General features: G+C 47.1%; 13 protein-coding genes. All 13 read left to right on the top strand.

Annotation, left to right across the window (positions count from 1 at the left end):
- Positions 1 to 11: 11 nt before the first annotated feature.
- The 13 genes from tusB (at position 12) to rpoC (ending at position 17,302) form a co-directional block, all read left to right on the top strand.
- Positions 12 to 299, top strand: coding sequence for a sulfurtransferase complex subunit TusB (gene tusB, locus LGZ98_RS17135; protein ID WP_113043085.1), 288 nt, complete (start codon positions 12 to 14; stop codon positions 297 to 299).
- A 135-nt stretch (positions 300 to 434) separates the two neighbouring features.
- Positions 435 to 809: a 30S ribosomal protein S12 gene (rpsL, locus tag LGZ98_RS17130; RefSeq protein ID WP_011144815.1), complete on the top strand. Its 375-nt coding sequence runs from the start codon at positions 435 to 437 to the stop codon at positions 807 to 809.
- A gap of 97 nt (positions 810 to 906) precedes the next feature.
- Positions 907 to 1,377: a 30S ribosomal protein S7 gene (rpsG, locus tag LGZ98_RS17125; RefSeq protein WP_011144816.1), complete on the top strand. Its 471-nt coding sequence runs from the start codon at positions 907 to 909 to the stop codon at positions 1,375 to 1,377.
- Between the two features lie 80 nt (positions 1,378 to 1,457).
- Complete coding sequence (fusA, locus tag LGZ98_RS17120) at positions 1,458 to 3,566, top strand: elongation factor G (protein ID WP_112895473.1); 2,109 nt, start codon at positions 1,458 to 1,460, stop codon at positions 3,564 to 3,566.
- A 73-nt stretch (positions 3,567 to 3,639) separates the two neighbouring features.
- A complete protein-coding gene (gene tuf, locus LGZ98_RS17115; protein WP_113043084.1) occupies positions 3,640 to 4,824 on the top strand; it encodes an elongation factor Tu in 1,185 nt (394 codons plus the stop codon).
- A gap of 274 nt (positions 4,825 to 5,098) precedes the next feature.
- Entirely contained in the window at positions 5,099 to 5,482 is a 384-nt protein-coding gene (gene secE / locus LGZ98_RS17110; RefSeq protein WP_112879334.1) for a preprotein translocase subunit SecE, read from the top strand.
- 1 nt (position 5,483) lies between these two features.
- Positions 5,484 to 6,029, top strand: coding sequence for a transcription termination/antitermination protein NusG (gene nusG / locus LGZ98_RS17105; protein WP_011144820.1), 546 nt, complete (start codon positions 5,484 to 5,486; stop codon positions 6,027 to 6,029).
- A gap of 161 nt (positions 6,030 to 6,190) precedes the next feature.
- Positions 6,191 to 6,619, top strand: coding sequence for a 50S ribosomal protein L11 (gene rplK, locus LGZ98_RS17100; RefSeq protein ID WP_011144821.1), 429 nt, complete (start codon positions 6,191 to 6,193; stop codon positions 6,617 to 6,619).
- Positions 6,620 to 6,622: 3 nt separating this feature from the next.
- A complete protein-coding gene (gene rplA, locus LGZ98_RS17095) occupies positions 6,623 to 7,324 on the top strand; it encodes a 50S ribosomal protein L1 (protein WP_113043082.1) in 702 nt (233 codons plus the stop codon).
- A 315-nt stretch (positions 7,325 to 7,639) separates the two neighbouring features.
- The gene (rplJ, locus tag LGZ98_RS17090; protein ID WP_112879332.1) at positions 7,640 to 8,146 is read left to right on the top strand and encodes a 50S ribosomal protein L10; all 507 of its coding nucleotides are present in this window, start codon (positions 7,640 to 7,642) and stop codon (positions 8,144 to 8,146) included.
- A 63-nt stretch (positions 8,147 to 8,209) separates the two neighbouring features.
- Positions 8,210 to 8,578 carry a 50S ribosomal protein L7/L12 gene (gene rplL, locus LGZ98_RS17085; protein ID WP_113043081.1) on the top strand — a complete coding sequence of 123 codons (369 nt, stop codon included), beginning with the start codon at positions 8,210 to 8,212 and terminating at the stop codon, positions 8,576 to 8,578.
- Positions 8,579 to 8,922: 344 nt separating this feature from the next.
- Positions 8,923 to 12,951 (top strand): DNA-directed RNA polymerase subunit beta, encoded by a 4,029-nt coding sequence (rpoB, locus tag LGZ98_RS17080; protein WP_113043079.1) that lies wholly within the window; start codon positions 8,923 to 8,925, stop codon positions 12,949 to 12,951.
- A 130-nt stretch (positions 12,952 to 13,081) separates the two neighbouring features.
- Positions 13,082 to 17,302 (top strand): DNA-directed RNA polymerase subunit beta', encoded by a 4,221-nt coding sequence (rpoC, locus tag LGZ98_RS17075; RefSeq protein ID WP_113043077.1) that lies wholly within the window; start codon positions 13,082 to 13,084, stop codon positions 17,300 to 17,302.
- Positions 17,303 to 17,483 lie beyond the last annotated feature (181 nt).

Here is a 17,483-nt window from a genome sequence, read left to right as displayed (position 1 = left end):
AGGACAATGAGATGCTATATACTGTTGGCCGATCGCCATATCAATGTGATTTTAATGTGATATCCAAGCTGCTTGCCAGTGGTGATGACATCTTATTTATTCAGGATGGTGTACTGGCAGGTATTGAGGGTAATTGCTATCTGCCGGCGTTGATTAGTCGTGGTGCTACATTGTATGCGCTAAAAGAAGATATTGAGGCGCGGGGATTGGGCGATCAGGTTTCAGACAAAGTGCAAGTGATCGACTATACTGACTTTGTTAACCTGACGGTAAAACACCATCAACAATTCGCCTGGTAGTTGAGAAAAAGCTGTATATTTCTTGACACCTTGGCGAGTCAGCCATAAAATTCCGCGTCCTCGTGTTTTGCCGTTAGGCAGACAAGAGATTTAATCCGTGTTTACGAAGCAAAAAAACCAGGAGTTTTTTTAATAATGGCAACTATTAACCAGCTGGTGCGCAAACCCCGTAGCATGAAGGTTGCAAAAAGCAACGTTCCTGCTCTGGAAGCTTGCCCGCAGAAGCGCGGCGTATGTACTCGCGTATATACCACCACCCCTAAAAAACCAAACTCTGCACTGCGTAAAGTATGTCGTGTGCGTTTGACTAACGGTTACGAAGTTTCTTCTTACATCGGTGGTGAAGGCCACAACTTGCAGGAACACTCCGTAATTCTGATCCGTGGCGGTCGTGTTAAAGACTTGCCAGGTGTGCGTTACCATACTGTTCGCGGTGCACTGGACTGTTCCGGTGTTAAAGACCGTAAACAAGGTCGCTCTAAGTACGGTGTGAAGAAGCCAAAAGCTTAATGGTACTCCGTTAAGTAAGGCCAAACATTATTTACCTTAATGTCAAAATAAACTCATAGAGTTTTGGACAACCCTGAATTCGAAACGGAGTATTTCCATGCCACGTCGTCGTGTAATTGGTCAGCGTAAAATTCTGCCAGATCCAAAGTTTGGATCTGAATTACTGGCCAAATTCGTCAATATCCTGATGGTAGATGGTAAAAAATCTACTGCGGAAGCAATTGTATATAGTGCGCTTGAGACCCTGGCTCAGCGCTCTGGTAAAGAGCACCTGGAAGCGTTTGAACTTGCATTGGATAATGTGCGTCCAACCGTGGAAGTTAAGTCCCGCCGTGTTGGTGGTTCTACTTATCAGGTTCCAGTTGAAGTTCGTCCGGTTCGTCGCAATGCGTTAGCAATGCGTTGGATCGTTGAAGCTGCTCGTAAACGCGGTGATAAATCTATGGCCCTGCGCCTGGCGAACGAATTATCTGATGCAGCCGAGAATAAAGGCACTGCTGTTAAGAAACGTGAAGACGTTCACCGTATGGCAGAAGCTAACAAGGCGTTCGCACACTACCGTTGGTAATCTCATCGTAGTGATGATGCCCTGGGTGGCTGTTCTGCCACCCAGATTTACATTGAACGTCCTAGGAATAGAGGAATCAAATGGCTCGTACAACACCCATTGCACGCTACCGTAACATCGGTATCAGTGCACACATCGACGCCGGTAAGACCACCACTACCGAACGTATTCTGTTCTACACTGGTGTAAACCATAAGATCGGTGAAGTTCATGATGGCGCTGCTACTATGGACTGGATGGAACAGGAGCAGGAGCGTGGTATTACCATCACCTCCGCAGCAACAACTGCTTTCTGGTCAGGTATGGCTAAGCAGTTTGATGCGCACCGTATCAACATCATTGACACTCCAGGGCACGTTGACTTCACCATCGAAGTAGAACGTTCCATGCGTGTTCTTGACGGTGCCGTAATGGTTTATTGTGCGGTTGGTGGTGTTCAGCCACAGTCCGAAACCGTATGGCGTCAGGCAAATAAATATAGAGTTCCACGTATTGCGTTCGTTAACAAAATGGACCGTATGGGAGCGAATTTCTTACGCGTTGTTGAGCAGCTCAAAACTCGCTTGGCGGCAAACCCAGTACCTCTGCAATTAGCCATTGGTGCAGAAGATGCGTTCACCGGTGTTGTTGACTTGGTGAAAATGAAAGCCATCAACTGGAACGATGAAGATCAGGGAACCACCTTCACTTACGAAGATATCCCAGCTGATATGCAGGATCTGGCGGAAGAATGGCGTAGCAATTTGATTGAAGCCGCTGCGGAAGCATCAGAAGAGCTGATGGAAAAATACCTTGGCGGTGAAGAACTGACTGAAGAAGAGATCAAAGCTGGTCTGCGTCATCGTGTTCTGACTAACGAAATCATCCTGGTTACCTGTGGTTCTGCATTTAAGAACAAAGGTGTTCAGGCAATGCTGGATGCAGTTATTGAGTACCTACCAGCACCAACGGATGTTGAATCCATTAAAGGTATTCTGCCAGACGGTAAAGATACGTCGGCAGAACGTCATTCTGACGACAACGAACCATTTTCGGCACTGGCGTTTAAAATCGCTACTGACCCGTTCGTTGGTAACTTGACCTTCTTCCGTGTCTACTCTGGTGTGGTTAATTCCGGTGATACCGTTCTTAACCCAGTGAAAGACAGAAAAGAGCGTTTTGGCCGTATCGTTCAGATGCATGCTAATAAACGTGAAGAAATTAAAGAAGTTCGTGCAGGTGACATCGCCGCTGCGATTGGCCTGAAAGATGTGACTACCGGTGATACGCTGTGTGATATCAACGCACCAATTATCCTGGAGCGTATGGAATTCCCAGAGCCAGTCATTTCTGTTGCTATTGAGCCAAAAACTAAAGCTGACCAGGAAAAAATGGGTATCGCTTTAGGTCGTCTGGCTCAAGAAGACCCATCATTCCGCGTGTCTACCGATGAAGAATCTGGTCAGACTATTATCGCCGGTATGGGTGAGCTTCACTTGGATGTTCTGGTTGACCGTATGCGTCGTGAGTTCAAAGTTGAAGCGAACGTCGGTAAACCTCAGGTTGCTTACCGTGAAACCATCCGTTCTACTGTTGAGCAAGAAGGTAAATTTGTTCGTCAGTCTGGTGGTCGTGGTCAGTTTGGTCACGTATGGCTGCGTATTGAACCAATGGAACCCGGTGGCGTAGGCTATGAATTCGCCAATGAAATCGTTGGTGGTGTTGTTCCTAAAGAATATATCCCGGCAGTAGATAAGGGTATTCAGGAACAAATGAAAAATGGTGTTCTGGCCGGTTACCCGATTGTTGACGTTAAAGTGGCACTGTTCGATGGCTCTTACCACGAAGTGGACTCTTCTGAAATGGCGTTCAAAATCGCAGGTTCTATGGGCTTCAAAGAAGGCTTTATGAAGGCGAAACCAGCTCTGCTGGAACCCATCATGAAAGTTGAAGTTGAAACACCAGAAGATTACATGGGTGACGTTATCGGTGACCTAAACCGCCGCCGTGGTATGATTGACGGTATGGAAGATATGACTACCGGTAAAATCGTACGTGCTCAGGTACCATTATCTGAAATGTTTGGTTATGCTACTGACCTGCGTTCTCAGACCCAAGGTCGTGCTTCTTACTCTATGGAGTTCCTGAAGTACAATGAAGCGCCGAGCAACGTCGCTCAGGCTATTATCGAATCTCGTAAAGCTAAATAAGTTTTTCGGGTTTAATATCTAGATTCAGCGCCCTCTCCAATATGATGAGGGTGCGATATTAAGGAATAGAGTCGTGTCTAAAGAAAAATTTGAACGTACAAAACCGCACGTTAACGTTGGTACTATCGGTCACGTTGACCACGGTAAAACTACCCTGACTGCTGCTATCACTACTGTATTGGCTAAAACCTACGGTGGTAACGCTCGTGCATTCGATCAAATTGATAATGCACCAGAAGAAAAAGCGCGTGGTATCACCATCTCTACTTCTCACGTAGAATACGATACCCCAAGCCGCCACTATGCGCACGTTGACTGCCCAGGCCACGCCGACTATGTGAAAAACATGATCACCGGTGCGGCTCAGATGGACGGCGCAATCTTGGTAGTTGCCGCGACTGACGGTCCGATGCCACAGACGCGTGAGCACATTCTGTTAGGCCGTCAGGTAGGCGTTCCTTACATCATCGTGTTCCTGAACAAATGTGACATGGTAGACGACGAAGAGCTGCTGGAACTGGTTGAGATGGAAGTGCGTGAGCTGCTGTCTCAGTATGATTTCCCTGGTGATGACACGCCAGTTATCCGTGGTTCCGCGCTGAAAGCACTGGAAGGTGATGCAGAGTGGGAAGCAAAAATCATCGAACTAGCAGAAGCCCTGGACAGCTACATCCCAGAACCAGAGCGTGCAATCGACCAGCCATTCCTGCTGCCAATCGAAGACGTGTTCTCTATCTCTGGCCGTGGTACGGTTGTCACCGGTCGTGTAGAGCGCGGTATCGTTAAAGTGGGCGAAGAAGTTGAAATCGTGGGTATCAAAGATACCACTAAAACCACTTGTACTGGTGTAGAAATGTTCCGCAAACTGCTGGACGAAGGTCGTGCGGGTGAGAACGTCGGTGTTCTGCTGCGTGGTACAAAACGTGACGAAATCGAACGTGGTCAGGTACTGGCAAAACCAGGTTCAATCAAGCCACACACCACTTTCGAATCAGAAGTTTATATTCTGAGCAAAGACGAAGGTGGCCGTCATACGCCATTCTTCAAAGGCTACCGTCCACAGTTCTACTTCCGTACAACTGACGTGACCGGAACTATTGAGCTGCCAGAAGGCGTGGAAATGGTGATGCCAGGTGATAACATTCAGATGGTAGTTACCCTGATTGCCCCAATCGCAATGGACCAGGGTCTGCGCTTTGCTATCCGTGAAGGCGGCCGTACAGTAGGTGCTGGTGTTGTTGCTAAAGTTATCGCTTAATTTTTTGATGTGATTACACAAAAAGGGCATCAACCGATGCCCTTTTTGTACGTTGTCTTAATAAGAACCTATCTCATCAATAGTTGTTTTTAATTATTGGTGAGATAGGCTCTGATGCAACGAATTGGCTATATCGCTCTCAGATATACAATGTCATACTGAATTATGGCGCCAAGTCAGATACAATCACTCAAATTTTTTGGTTCGGTCTGATTTGTTTTGCTCTTGCGAGGCAAGCTGGCTATCTATTTAAATCATAGTTACAGGTTGGTTTATGAGTACGAATAGCGATGCTCAAGAAAGCAGGCGTAGTCTTGAAGTAATGAAATGGCTATTAGTGGCAGCCTTATTAACGGTTGCTATCGTTGGAAACTACCTTTATCGGGAGTATAGCCTTCCTCTACGCGCGATGGCGGTTGTTGTTATTGTTGCTCTTGCGGGAGCGGCTGCGCTCTGGACTGCAAAGGGTAAAACCACACTGGCTTTCGCTCGCGAAGCCCGCATTGAAATGCGCAAAGTCATTTGGCCAACTCGCCAGGAAGCGCTGCACACGACTTTGATTGTTGCGGCGGTGACTGCATTGATGTCTTTGATCCTCTGGGGTCTTGACGGTATCCTGGTGCGTTTAGTTTCACTTATTACAGGCCTGAGGTTCTAAGATGTCAGATTCCCCAAAAAAACGTTGGTATGTTATACAGGCATTTTCCGGGTTTGAAGGTCGTGTTGCACAATCTTTACGTGAACATATCAAACTACATGATATGGAAGATTCTTTTGGCGAAGTGATGGTGCCAACAGAGGAAGTTGTTGAGATTCGTAGCGGTCAGCGTCGCAAAAGTGAACGCAAATTCTTCCCTGGGTATGTGCTGGTACAAATGATCATGAACGATGCAACATGGCATCTTGTTCGCAGCGTACCACGCGTCATGGGTTTTATCGGTGGTACATCTGACCGTCCGGCACCAATCAGTGATAAAGAAGTTGATGCGATTATGAATCGCCTTCAGCAGGTTGGTGATAAACCACGGCCAAAAACATTGTTCGAACCAGGCGAAATGGTTCGTGTCAGCGATGGTCCATTCGCAGACTTCAATGGTGTTGTGGAAGAAGTCGATTACGAGAAGAGCCGCCTGAAAGTTTCAGTTTCTATCTTTGGTCGTGCGACACCGGTTGAGCTGGATTTCAGCCAGGTAGAGAAGGCGTAATTTTCGAGCGTATCTTTTGCTGGCTTGCAATAGGTGAGAAATTAACATACAATTCCGCGCCTTTTGTTTTTTAGTAGTCTGGCCTGGATAAGGCGGGGCTGAAATGACAGGGGAGCCTTTTAAATTAAAGGCGATACCACCCACATAGAGGAAAATTATCAATGGCTAAGAAAGTACAGGCCTATGTCAAGTTGCAGGTTGCAGCTGGTATGGCTAACCCAAGCCCTCCAGTAGGTCCTGCTCTGGGTCAGCAGGGTGTTAACATCATGGAATTCTGTAAGGCGTTCAATGCTAAAACTGATAGCATTGAAAAAGGTCTGCCAATTCCTGTTGTGATCACTGTTTATTCTGATCGTTCCTTCACTTTCGTTACTAAAACCCCACCAGCGGCTGTTCTGCTGAAGAAAGCTGCGGGCATTAAATCGGGTTCCGGCAAACCGAACAAAGATAAAGTTGGTAAAGTGACCAGCGCACAGATTCGTGAAATTGCTGAAACTAAAGCTGCGGATATGACCGGTGCTAGTGTTGACGCAATGATGCGTTCAATTGAAGGTACTGCTCGTTCCATGGGCCTGGTAGTGGAGGGTTAATCGATGGCTAAACTGACCAAGCGCATGCGCACAATCCGTGAAAAAATGGATTCAACTAAGCAGTATGACATTAACGAAGCTGTTGTTCTGCTGAAAGAGCTGGCTACCGCTAAATTCGTAGAAAGCGTTGATGTTGCTGTTAATCTCGGCATCGACGCTCGTAAATCTGACCAGAACGTGCGTGGTGCAACGGTACTGCCTCATGGTACTGGCCGTTCCGTTCGCGTAGCTGTATTTACCCAAGGCGCAAATGCGGAAGCTGCTAAAGCAGCGGGCGCTGAATTGGTAGGTATGGAAGATCTGGCTGAACTGGTTAAAAAAGGCGAAATGAACTTTGACGTTGTTATCGCTTCTCCAGATGCAATGCGTGTTGTTGGCCAATTAGGTCAAATCCTGGGTCCTCGTGGTTTGATGCCAAACCCTAAAGTGGGTACTGTAACGCCTAACGTTGCTGAAGCTGTTCAGAATGCTAAAGCGGGTCAGGTTCGTTACCGTAACGATAAAAACGGCATTATCCACACCACCATTGGTAAAGTTAACTTCGACGCTGACAAATTGAAAGAAAACCTGGAAGCTCTGCTGGTTGCGCTGAAAAAAGCCAAACCATCTTCTGCTAAGGGTATTTATATTAAGAAAGTTAGCTTGTCCACTACCATGGGCGCAGGTGTTGCGATTGACCAGTCTGGTCTGAATGCTTCAGCTTAATTTTAGCTGAATGTGATTGTGATTATCGCTTTACCTTGGCGTCAGATTTGTCTAAAATTTGGCGCCTTATGTTTGGCTAGTAAGTTTTTTATTAGCTAAATAAAAAATTTTCGGTTGGAGCTTGGCCTAATCCAAGCCCCGTCCAAGACCGCAGGTGTAAGTAATTACTTAATATTCCTGCGTAGACGGTGACAGAGCCAAATGAAATTTATTTCTGGATTCTGCTCACCGTGTTTTAGAGCTCAGGCCCCTTTATGGTGTTATGAGCGATGTGAGTTCCGGGTTCTTCCCGGTTAATCCAGGAGCAAGAAGCTAATGGCACTAAATCTTCAAGACAAACAAGCGATTGTTGCTGAAGTCAGCGAAGTTGCCAAAGGCGCGCTGTCTGCGGTTGTTGCGGATTCCCGTGGCGTTACTGTAGATAAAATGACTGAACTGCGTAAAGCAGGTCGCGAAGCTGGCGTTTACATTCGTGTTGTTCGTAACACGTTGATCTGCCGTGCTGTTGAAGGTACTGCCTATGAGTGCCTGAAAGAAGCGTTTGTTGGTCCAACCTTGATTGCTTTCTCTAACGAACACCCGGGCGCAGCTGCTCGTCTGTTCAAAGAGTTCGCGAAAGCGAATCCAGCATTCGAGATTAAAGCAGCAGCCTTTGAAGGTGAGTTTATTCCTGCGGCCAATATTGACCGTTTGGCAACACTCCCGACTTACGAAGAAGCAATCGCACGCCTGATGTCAACCATGAAAGAAGCCGTTGCAGGCAAACTGGTTCGTACTCTGGCTGCGTTACGCGAGTCACGCGAGCAGAAAGAAGTAGCTTAATTGCCGATTTCCTTCGTTGCTTTTTAACGTATAAATTATTTCTGAATTTTAGGAACACTTGTTATGTCTATCAATAAAGAACAAATTCTGGACGCAGTTGCAGCCATGTCCGTTATGGATGTTGTTGAACTGATCACTGCAATGGAAGACAAATTCGGCGTTTCTGCTGCTGCGGCGGTAGCTGTTGCTGCTGGCGGTGCTGCTGAAGCTGTTGAAGAACAAACTGAGTTTGACGTTGTTCTGTCTGCTATTGGCGGTAACAAAGTTGCTGTTATCAAAGCAGTACGTGGCGCAACTGGCCTGGGTCTGAAAGAAGCTAAAGATCTGGTTGAAAGCGCTCCAGCTGTACTGAAAGAAGCCATCAGCAAAGATGATGCTGAAGCACTGAAAAAATCTCTGGAAGAAGCTGGTGCTTCTGTTGAGGTTAAGTAAGTTCAGTTTTAAGTTAGCAGCCTGACTTTAAAGGCTGATGGCTGGTGATTTTTTAATCACCAGCCTTTTTGCGCTGTAGGGCATTAGCAGCATTTCCACTGTTTGGCTGTTAATTAACCCCCAAATACTTTTTCCTATTGACGACTTAATATACTGCGTTTTCAGCTACGATCCACTCGGGTAGCTCGGTAGTAATGTAACGCAACGCAATGAAATGATTTAAGAGTAATAGTAATGGGTATTACGGAAAATAATTCAATTTTCTGTTCGAAAAAACAGTGTTGTAAAGCGCTGTCCTTTAGGGCGGGCAGAGTGGGTCACTGATCAGCGAGCTGAGGAACCCTATGGTTTACTCCTATACCGAGAAAAAACGTATTCGTAAGGATTTTGGTAAGCGTCCACAAGTGTTGGATGTACCCTATCTCCTTTCTATCCAACTTGACTCGTTCCAGAAGTTTATCGAGCAAGATCCAGAAGGCCAGAATGGTTTAGAAGCGGCATTCCGTTCTGTATTCCCAATTCAGAGCTACAGCGGCAGTTCGGAGCTGCAATACGTTAGCTACCGTCTTGGTGAGCCAGTGTTTGATGTTAAAGAGTGCCAGATTCGAGGTGTAACTTATTCTGCACCTCTGCGCGTTAAGCTGCGTCTGGTTATCTATGAACGTGAAGCACCGGAAGGCACGGTCAAAGATATCAAAGAGCAAGAAGTCTACATGGGTGAAATTCCGCTCATGACTGACAACGGTACTTTTGTTATCAATGGTACTGAGCGGGTTATTGTCTCCCAGTTGCATCGTAGTCCTGGTGTATTCTTTGACAGCGATAAGGGTAAAACTCACTCATCCGGTAAAGTACTGTATAACGCACGTATTATTCCTTACCGTGGTTCTTGGTTAGATTTCGAATTCGATCCAAAAGATAATCTGTTTGTGCGCATTGACCGCCGTCGTAAATTGCCGGCAACGATTATTCTGCGTGCAATGAATTACAGCACTGAAGAGATCTTGAACCTGTTCTTCAGTAAAACGATTTTCGAAATTCGTGACAACAGATTGCAAATGACTCTGGTACCAGAACGTTTGCGTGGTGAAACTGCTTCTTTTGATATTGAAGCAAACGGCAAGGTTTATGTTGAAAAAGGCCGTCGTATTACCGCACGTCATATCCGTCAGTTGGAAAAAGACGAAGTGAACCGTATTGAGGTTCCTGTTGAATATATTGCGGGTAAAGTTGTTGCAAGAGACTACATTGATGTCAATACAGGTGAAATTATCTGTGCTGCTAACATGGAGCTCTCTTTAGATCTGTTGGCACGTTTGAGCCAGTCTGGTCACAAATCTATCGAAACATTGTTCACCAACGATTTAGATCACGGTGCATATATTTCCGAGACACTTCGTGTTGATCCAACCAATGACCGTTTGAGTGCTTTGGTTGAGATTTATCGCATGATGCGTCCTGGTGAACCACCAACCCGTGAAGCGGCAGAAAATCTGTTTGAAAATCTGTTCTTCTCAGAAGATCGTTATGATCTTTCTGCGGTTGGTCGTATGAAATTCAACCGCTCATTGGGCCGGGAAGAAGTTGAAGGCTCAGGTATTCTGAGTAAAGATGACATCATCGATGTCATGAAGAAACTGATTGATATCCGCAATGGTAAAGGTGAAGTCGACGATATCGACCACTTAGGTAACCGTCGTATCCGTTCTGTTGGCGAGATGGCAGAAAACCAGTTCCGTGTTGGTCTGGTACGTGTTGAGCGTGCGGTTAAAGAGCGTCTGTCCTTGGGTGATCTGGATACACTGATGCCTCAAGACATGATCAACGCTAAGCCGATTTCAGCCGCGGTGAAAGAATTCTTTGGTTCCAGCCAACTGTCTCAGTTTATGGACCAAAACAACCCACTTTCTGAAATCACTCACAAACGCCGTATCTCTGCATTGGGTCCAGGTGGTTTAACCCGTGAGCGTGCTGGCTTCGAAGTGCGTGACGTACACCCAACTCACTATGGCCGTGTATGTCCAATCGAAACCCCTGAAGGTCCGAACATCGGTCTGATTAACTCATTGTCTGTTTATGCGCAGACTAACGAGTATGGTTTCCTTGAAACCCCGTATCGTCTGGTTCGTGATGGTGTTGTTACTGATGAAATTCACTATCTGTCTGCGATTGAAGAAGGTAACTTCGTTATCGCACAGGCGAACACCGTATTAGATGATGAAGGTCACTTCGTTGAAGATTTGATAACTTGTCGTAGTTATGGGGAATCCAGCTTATTTAACCGTGAGCAGGTTGAATATATGGACGTTTCCACTCAGCAGGTGGTTTCCGTTGGTGCTTCCTTGATCCCATTCTTGGAACACGATGACGCAAACCGTGCATTGATGGGTGCAAACATGCAACGTCAGGCTGTACCTACTCTGCGTGCTGATAAGCCGTTAGTTGGTACAGGTATGGAACGTGCAGTAGCGGTTGACTCAGGTGTAACTTCTGTTGCTAAGCGCGGTGGTGTAGTTCAGTACGTCGATGCATCTCGTATCGTTATCAAAGTAAACGAAGATGAAATGTATCCGGGTGAAGCAGGTATTGATATTTATAACCTGACGAAATATACCCGTTCTAACCAGAACACCTGTATTAACCAAATGCCATGTGTCTCTCTGGGTGAACCTGTGGAACGCGGCGATGTACTGGCTGATGGGCCATCTACTGACTTGGGTGAACTCGCGCTCGGTCAGAACATGCGCGTAGCGTTCATGCCGTGGAATGGTTATAACTTCGAGGACTCCATCTTAGTTTCTGAGCGTGTCGTCCAGGAAGATCGCTTTACAACCATTCATATCCAGGAACTGGCTTGCGTATCTCGTGATACCAAATTAGGGCCTGAAGAGATCACGGCTGACATCCCTAACGTGGGTGAGGCTGCGCTCTCCAAACTGGATGAGTCCGGTATTGTTTATATTGGCGCAGAAGTGACCGGCGGTGACATTCTGGTGGGTAAAGTGACACCTAAAGGTGAAACTCAGCTAACGCCAGAAGAAAAATTGCTGCGTGCTATTTTCGGTGAGAAAGCGTCTGATGTTAAAGACTCTTCTCTGCGCGTACCAAATGGCGTATCCGGTACGGTTATCGACGTACAGGTATTTACCCGTGATGGCGTAGAAAAAGATAAGCGTGCTTTGGAAATCGAAGAGATGCAACTGCGTCAGGCGAAGAAAGACCTGACAGAAGAGTTGCAAATCTTTGAAGCTGGCCTGTTTGCACGTATCCGTTCTGTTTTGATTTCTGGCGGTATCGAAGCTGAGAAACTGGATAAACTGCCTCGTGAGCGTTGGTTAGAGCTGGGCTTGGCTGATGAAGAGAAACAGAATCAGTTGGAGCAGTTGGCTGAACAGTATGACGAACTCAAAACTGAGTTCGAGAAAAAACTGGATGCTAAACGCCGTAAGATCACTCAAGGTGATGATTTGGCGCCGGGTGTGCTGAAAATCGTCAAAGTTTATCTGGCGGTTAAACGTCAGATTCAGCCTGGTGATAAGATGGCAGGTCGCCACGGTAACAAGGGTGTTATCTCCAAGATCAACCCAATCGAAGATATGCCTTACGATGAAAACGGCACTCCGGTAGATATCGTACTGAACCCATTGGGCGTACCATCACGTATGAACATTGGTCAGATCTTGGAAACGCATCTGGGTATGGCGGCGAAAGGTATTGGCGACAAGATCAATGCGATGCTGAAACAGCAGCAGGAAGTTGCCAAACTGCGTGAATTTATCCAGAAAGCTTATGACCTGGGTGATGAAACCCGTCAGAAAGTTGATCTGAGCACTTTCTCTGATGAAGAAGTTATGCGTTTGGCAGAAAACCTGAAAAAAGGTATGCCAATTGCGACACCTGTGTTTGATGGTGCGAAAGAGAAAGAAATTAAAGAGCTGCTGAAACTGGGTGACTTGCCAACTTCTGGTCAAATTACCCTGTTTGATGGCCGTACCGGTGAGCAATTTGAGCGTCAGGTTACTGTTGGCTACATGTATATGCTGAAGCTGAACCACTTGGTGGATGACAAAATGCATGCCCGTTCAACCGGTTCGTACAGCCTGGTTACTCAGCAACCGCTGGGTGGTAAGGCACAGTTCGGTGGTCAACGTTTCGGTGAGATGGAAGTGTGGGCATTGGAAGCATATGGTGCCGCGTACACCTTGCAGGAAATGCTCACCGTCAAGTCCGACGATGTTAACGGCCGTACCAAGATGTATAAAAACATCGTGGATGGCAACCACCAGATGGAGCCAGGTATGCCGGAATCCTTCAACGTATTGTTAAAAGAGATCCGCTCTCTGGGTATCAACATCGAGCTGGAAGACGAATAAATCGTATTCCCGCTGGTACTGCCTTGAATGGATATGATGGGCAGTTTACCAGCCAGTGGTTGCACTGGTCATAGGGGGGAGCGGCATGTGCTGCTCTCCTGACAGGTCTAACTCCGACAGGAGCCATTTCGTGAAAGACTTATTGAAGTTTCTGAAAGCGCAAACTAAGACCGAAGAGTTTGATGCGATCAAAATTGCTCTGGCCTCGCCAGATATGATCCGTTCGTGGTCATTCGGTGAAGTGAAAAAGCCGGAAACTATTAACTACCGTACGTTCAAACCTGAGCGTGACGGCCTTTTCTGTGCCCGTATTTTCGGACCAGTAAAGGACTATGAGTGCTTGTGTGGTAAATATAAGCGCTTGAAACACCGTGGTGTAATTTGTGAGAAGTGTGGTGTAGAAGTTACCCAAACTAAAGTTCGTCGTGAACGTATGGGTCACATTGAACTGGCTTCTCCAACGGCACACATTTGGTTCTTGAAATCATTGCCATCTCGCATCGGTTTGTTGCTGGATATGCCACTGCGTGATATTGAGCGTGTACTGTACTTCGAATCCTATGTGGTTGTAGAAGGCGGTATGACCAGCTTGGAACGCAGTCAGATCCTGACAGAAGAGCAATACTTGGATGCACTGGAAGAGTTTGGTGATGAATTCGATGCGAAGATGGGAGCGGAAGCTATCCAGTCTTTGCTGAAAAATCTCGATCTGGAAAATGAGTGTGAAACGTTGCGTGAAGAGTTAAACGAAACTAACTCTGAAACTAAACGTAAAAAGCTGACCAAACGTATTAAACTGTTGGAAGCCTTTATTCAGTCTGGCAACAAACCAGAATGGATGGTTCTGACGGTTCTGCCAGTTCTGCCACCGGATTTACGTCCATTGGTTCCACTGGATGGCGGCCGTTTTGCCACTTCGGATCTGAACGATCTCTATCGTCGTGTTATTAACCGTAACAACCGTTTGAAGCGCCTGTTGGATCTGGCTGCGCCAGATATCATTGTTCGCAACGAAAAACGTATGTTGCAGGAAGCGGTCGATGCTTTGCTGGATAACGGTCGTCGTGGTCGTGCCATTACTGGTTCTAACAAGCGTCCGCTGAAATCCTTGGCTGATATGATCAAGGGTAAACAAGGTCGTTTCCGTCAGAACCTGTTGGGTAAACGAGTTGACTATTCCGGTCGTTCCGTAATTACTGTAGGTCCTTACCTGCGTCTGCATCAGTGTGGTCTGCCTAAGAAGATGGCACTGGAGCTGTTTAAGCCATTCATCTATGGCAAGCTGGAACTGCGTGGTTTAGCGACCACGATTAAAGCAGCCAAAAAGATGGTTGAGCGTGAAGAGGCGGTGGTATGGGATATCTTGGATGAAGTCATTCGTGAACACCCGGTTCTGCTGAACCGTGCACCGACACTTCACCGTTTGGGTATTCAGGCATTCGAACCGGTTCTGATCGAAGGTAAAGCGATTCAGTTGCACCCACTGGTGTGTGCGGCATATAACGCCGACTTCGACGGTGACCAGATGGCTGTTCACGTACCGCTGACACTGGAAGCCCAGTTAGAAGCGCGTGCGCTGATGATGTCTACTAACAACATCTTGTCTCCAGCGAGTGGTGAGCCAATCATCGTTCCATCTCAGGACGTTGTTCTGGGTCTATACTACATGACCCGTGACTGTGTTAACGCTAAAGGCGAAGGCATGGTATTGACCGGGCCTAAAGAAGCAGAACGCGTATATCGCGCAGGTCTGGCTTCTCTGCATGCCCGCGTTAAAGTCCGTATCTCTGAAGAAGTGAGAGATGGTGAAGGTAATGTCACAACCAGCACGGGTCTGGTTGATACAACCATTGGTCGTGCAATCCTGTGGATGATTGTACCAAGAGGTCTGCCTTACTCTCTGGTTAACCAACCATTGGGTAAAAAAGCTATCTCTAGGATGTTGAACACTTGTTACCGTGTGATGGGCCTGAAACCAACGGTTATCTTCGCTGACCAGATCATGTACACCGGTTTTGCCTACGCTGCACGTTCAGGTGCATCTGTTGGTATTGATGACATGGTTATCCCAGAGAAAAAAGCTGGGATCATTATGGAAGCAGAAGCGGAAGTTGCTGAAATTCAGGAACAGTTCCAGTCTGGTCTGGTAACAGCTGGCGAACGGTATAACAAAGTTATCGATATCTGGGCTGCGGCAAACGAGCGTGTTGCTAAGGCCATGATGGAAAACCTGTCTACCGAAACAGTCATTAACCGTGATGGTGAGGAAGAACAACAAGTTTCCTTCAACAGCATCTTTATGATGGCTGACTCCGGTGCGCGTGGTTCTGCCGCTCAGATCCGTCAGTTGGCGGGTATGCGTGGCTTGATGGCTAAGCCAGACGGTTCCATCATCGAAACCCCAATTACGGCGAACTTCCGTGAAGGTTTGAACGTACTCCAGTACTTCATTTCAACCCATGGTGCTCGTAAAGGTTTGGCGGATACCGCACTGAAAACGGCGAACTCTGGTTACCTGACTCGTCGTCTGGTTGACGTGGCGCAAGACTTGGTTGTTACAGAAGATGACTGTGGTACGCACGACGGTATTCTGATGACGCCGGTTATTGAAGGTGGTGATGTTAAAGAACCGCTGCGCGAGCGTGTATTGGGTCGTGTGACGGCGGAAGATGTTCTGAAACCGGGTACTGCTGACATTCTGCTTCCACGTAACACCCTGTTGAATGAAAAATGGTGTGATCTGTTAGAAGAGAGCTCTGTTGACAGCATTAAAGTACGTTCTGTTGTAAGTTGTGAAACTGACTTCGGTGTTTGTGCTAACTGCTATGGTCGTGACCTTGCTCGCGGACACATTATCAATAAAGGTGAGGCGGTTGGTGTTATTGCGGCTCAGTCCATCGGTGAGCCGGGTACACAGTTGACGATGCGTACGTTCCATATCGGTGGTGCGGCGTCTCGTGCGGCAGCCGAATCCAGCATTCAGGTGCGTAATAAAGGTAGCCTGAAACTGTTTAACGCTAAATCCGTGACCAACTCCGCAGGTAAACTGGTGATTACTTCCCGTAACACTGAACTGTGTTTGATCGACGAATTTGGTCGTACTAAAGAAAGCTATAAAGTGCCTTACGGTGCGGTACTGGGTAAAGGTGATGGCGAAACAGTTAATGGCGGTGAAACCGTTGCTAACTGGGACCCACACACCATGCCAGTTGTCAGTGAAGTATCAGGTATCATCCGTTTTGCTGACATGGTAGATGGCCAGACCATTACCCGTCAGACGGATGAGCTGACGGGCCTGTCTTCACTGGTTGTTCTGGATAGTGCAGAGCGTACCGGTAGTGGTAAAGACTTGCGTCCGGCACTGAAAATCGTTGATGCCAAGGGTGACGATGTCTTGATCCCAGGTACTGATATGCCTGCTCAATATTTCCTGCCGGGCAAAGCGATTGTTCAGCTAGACGATGGCATCAGCATCTCTGCGGGTGACACCTTAGCGCGTATTCCTCAGGAATCCGGCGGTACGAAAGATATTACCGGTGGTCTGCCACGTGTTGCTGACTTGTTCGAAGCACGTCGTCCGAAAGAGCCAGCTATCCTGGCTGAAGTCAGCGGTATTGTCTCCTTTGGTAAAGAAACTAAAGGCAAACGCCGTTTGGTTATCTCCCCATTAGATGGTGGTGATGCTTACGAAGAGATGATCCCTAAATGGCGTCAGCTCAACGTGTTCGAAGGTGAAGTGGTTGAACGTGGTGACGTGATCTCTGATGGTCCAGAGTCTCCACACGACATCTTGCGCCTGCGTGGTGTTCATGCGGTTACCCGTTACATCACCAACGAAGTTCAGGAAGTTTACCGCCTGCAAGGGGTTAAGATTAACGATAAACACATTGAGGTTATCGTTCGTCAGATGCTGCGTAAAGCAACCATTGAAAGTACAGGTAGTTCCGAGTTCTTGGAAGGCGAACAGGTTGAATATGCCCGCGTTAAAGTAGCAAACCGTAAGCTGGAGCAAGAAGGTAAAGTGCCTGCAACTTATGGCCGTGACCTGTTGGGTATCACCAAAGCGTCTCTGGCGACTGAATCCTTCATCTCTGCGGCATCGTTCCAGGAAACGACCCGCGTGCTGACTGAGGCTGCGGTTGCGGGTAAACGTGATGAGCTGCGTGGCTTGAAAGAAAACGTCATCGTCGGTCGTCTGATCCCTGCTGGTACGGGTTATGCTTACCATCAGGAGCGCATACGTCGTCGCCAGTTGAATGAGCCTGCTGAGGCACCACAAGTGAGTGTTGATGAGGCTACTGCGAACTTGGCAGAACTGTTGAATGCCGGTTTTGGTGGTGATAAGAAGTAATTCTTACAACACGTTAGCTAATTAAATGCCCTCCTTTTTGGAGGGCATTTCAACTTGTTGATAACGTGCCAATTTTTACTTGGTGCTCTGTTTTAATCGAATTCCATTCACCAAATGGAACTTGCCGCCACGTTAAGAATCCTCTCCTCAAATTTTTCTTTCCGAAAAGAGTTCACTTGAA

It is taken from the genome of Photorhabdus kayaii, from assembly GCF_025384895.1.
GTDB classification, from domain to species: domain Bacteria; phylum Pseudomonadota; class Gammaproteobacteria; order Enterobacterales; family Enterobacteriaceae; genus Photorhabdus; species Photorhabdus kayaii.
This window is presented reverse-complemented; position numbering and strand designations above follow the sequence as displayed.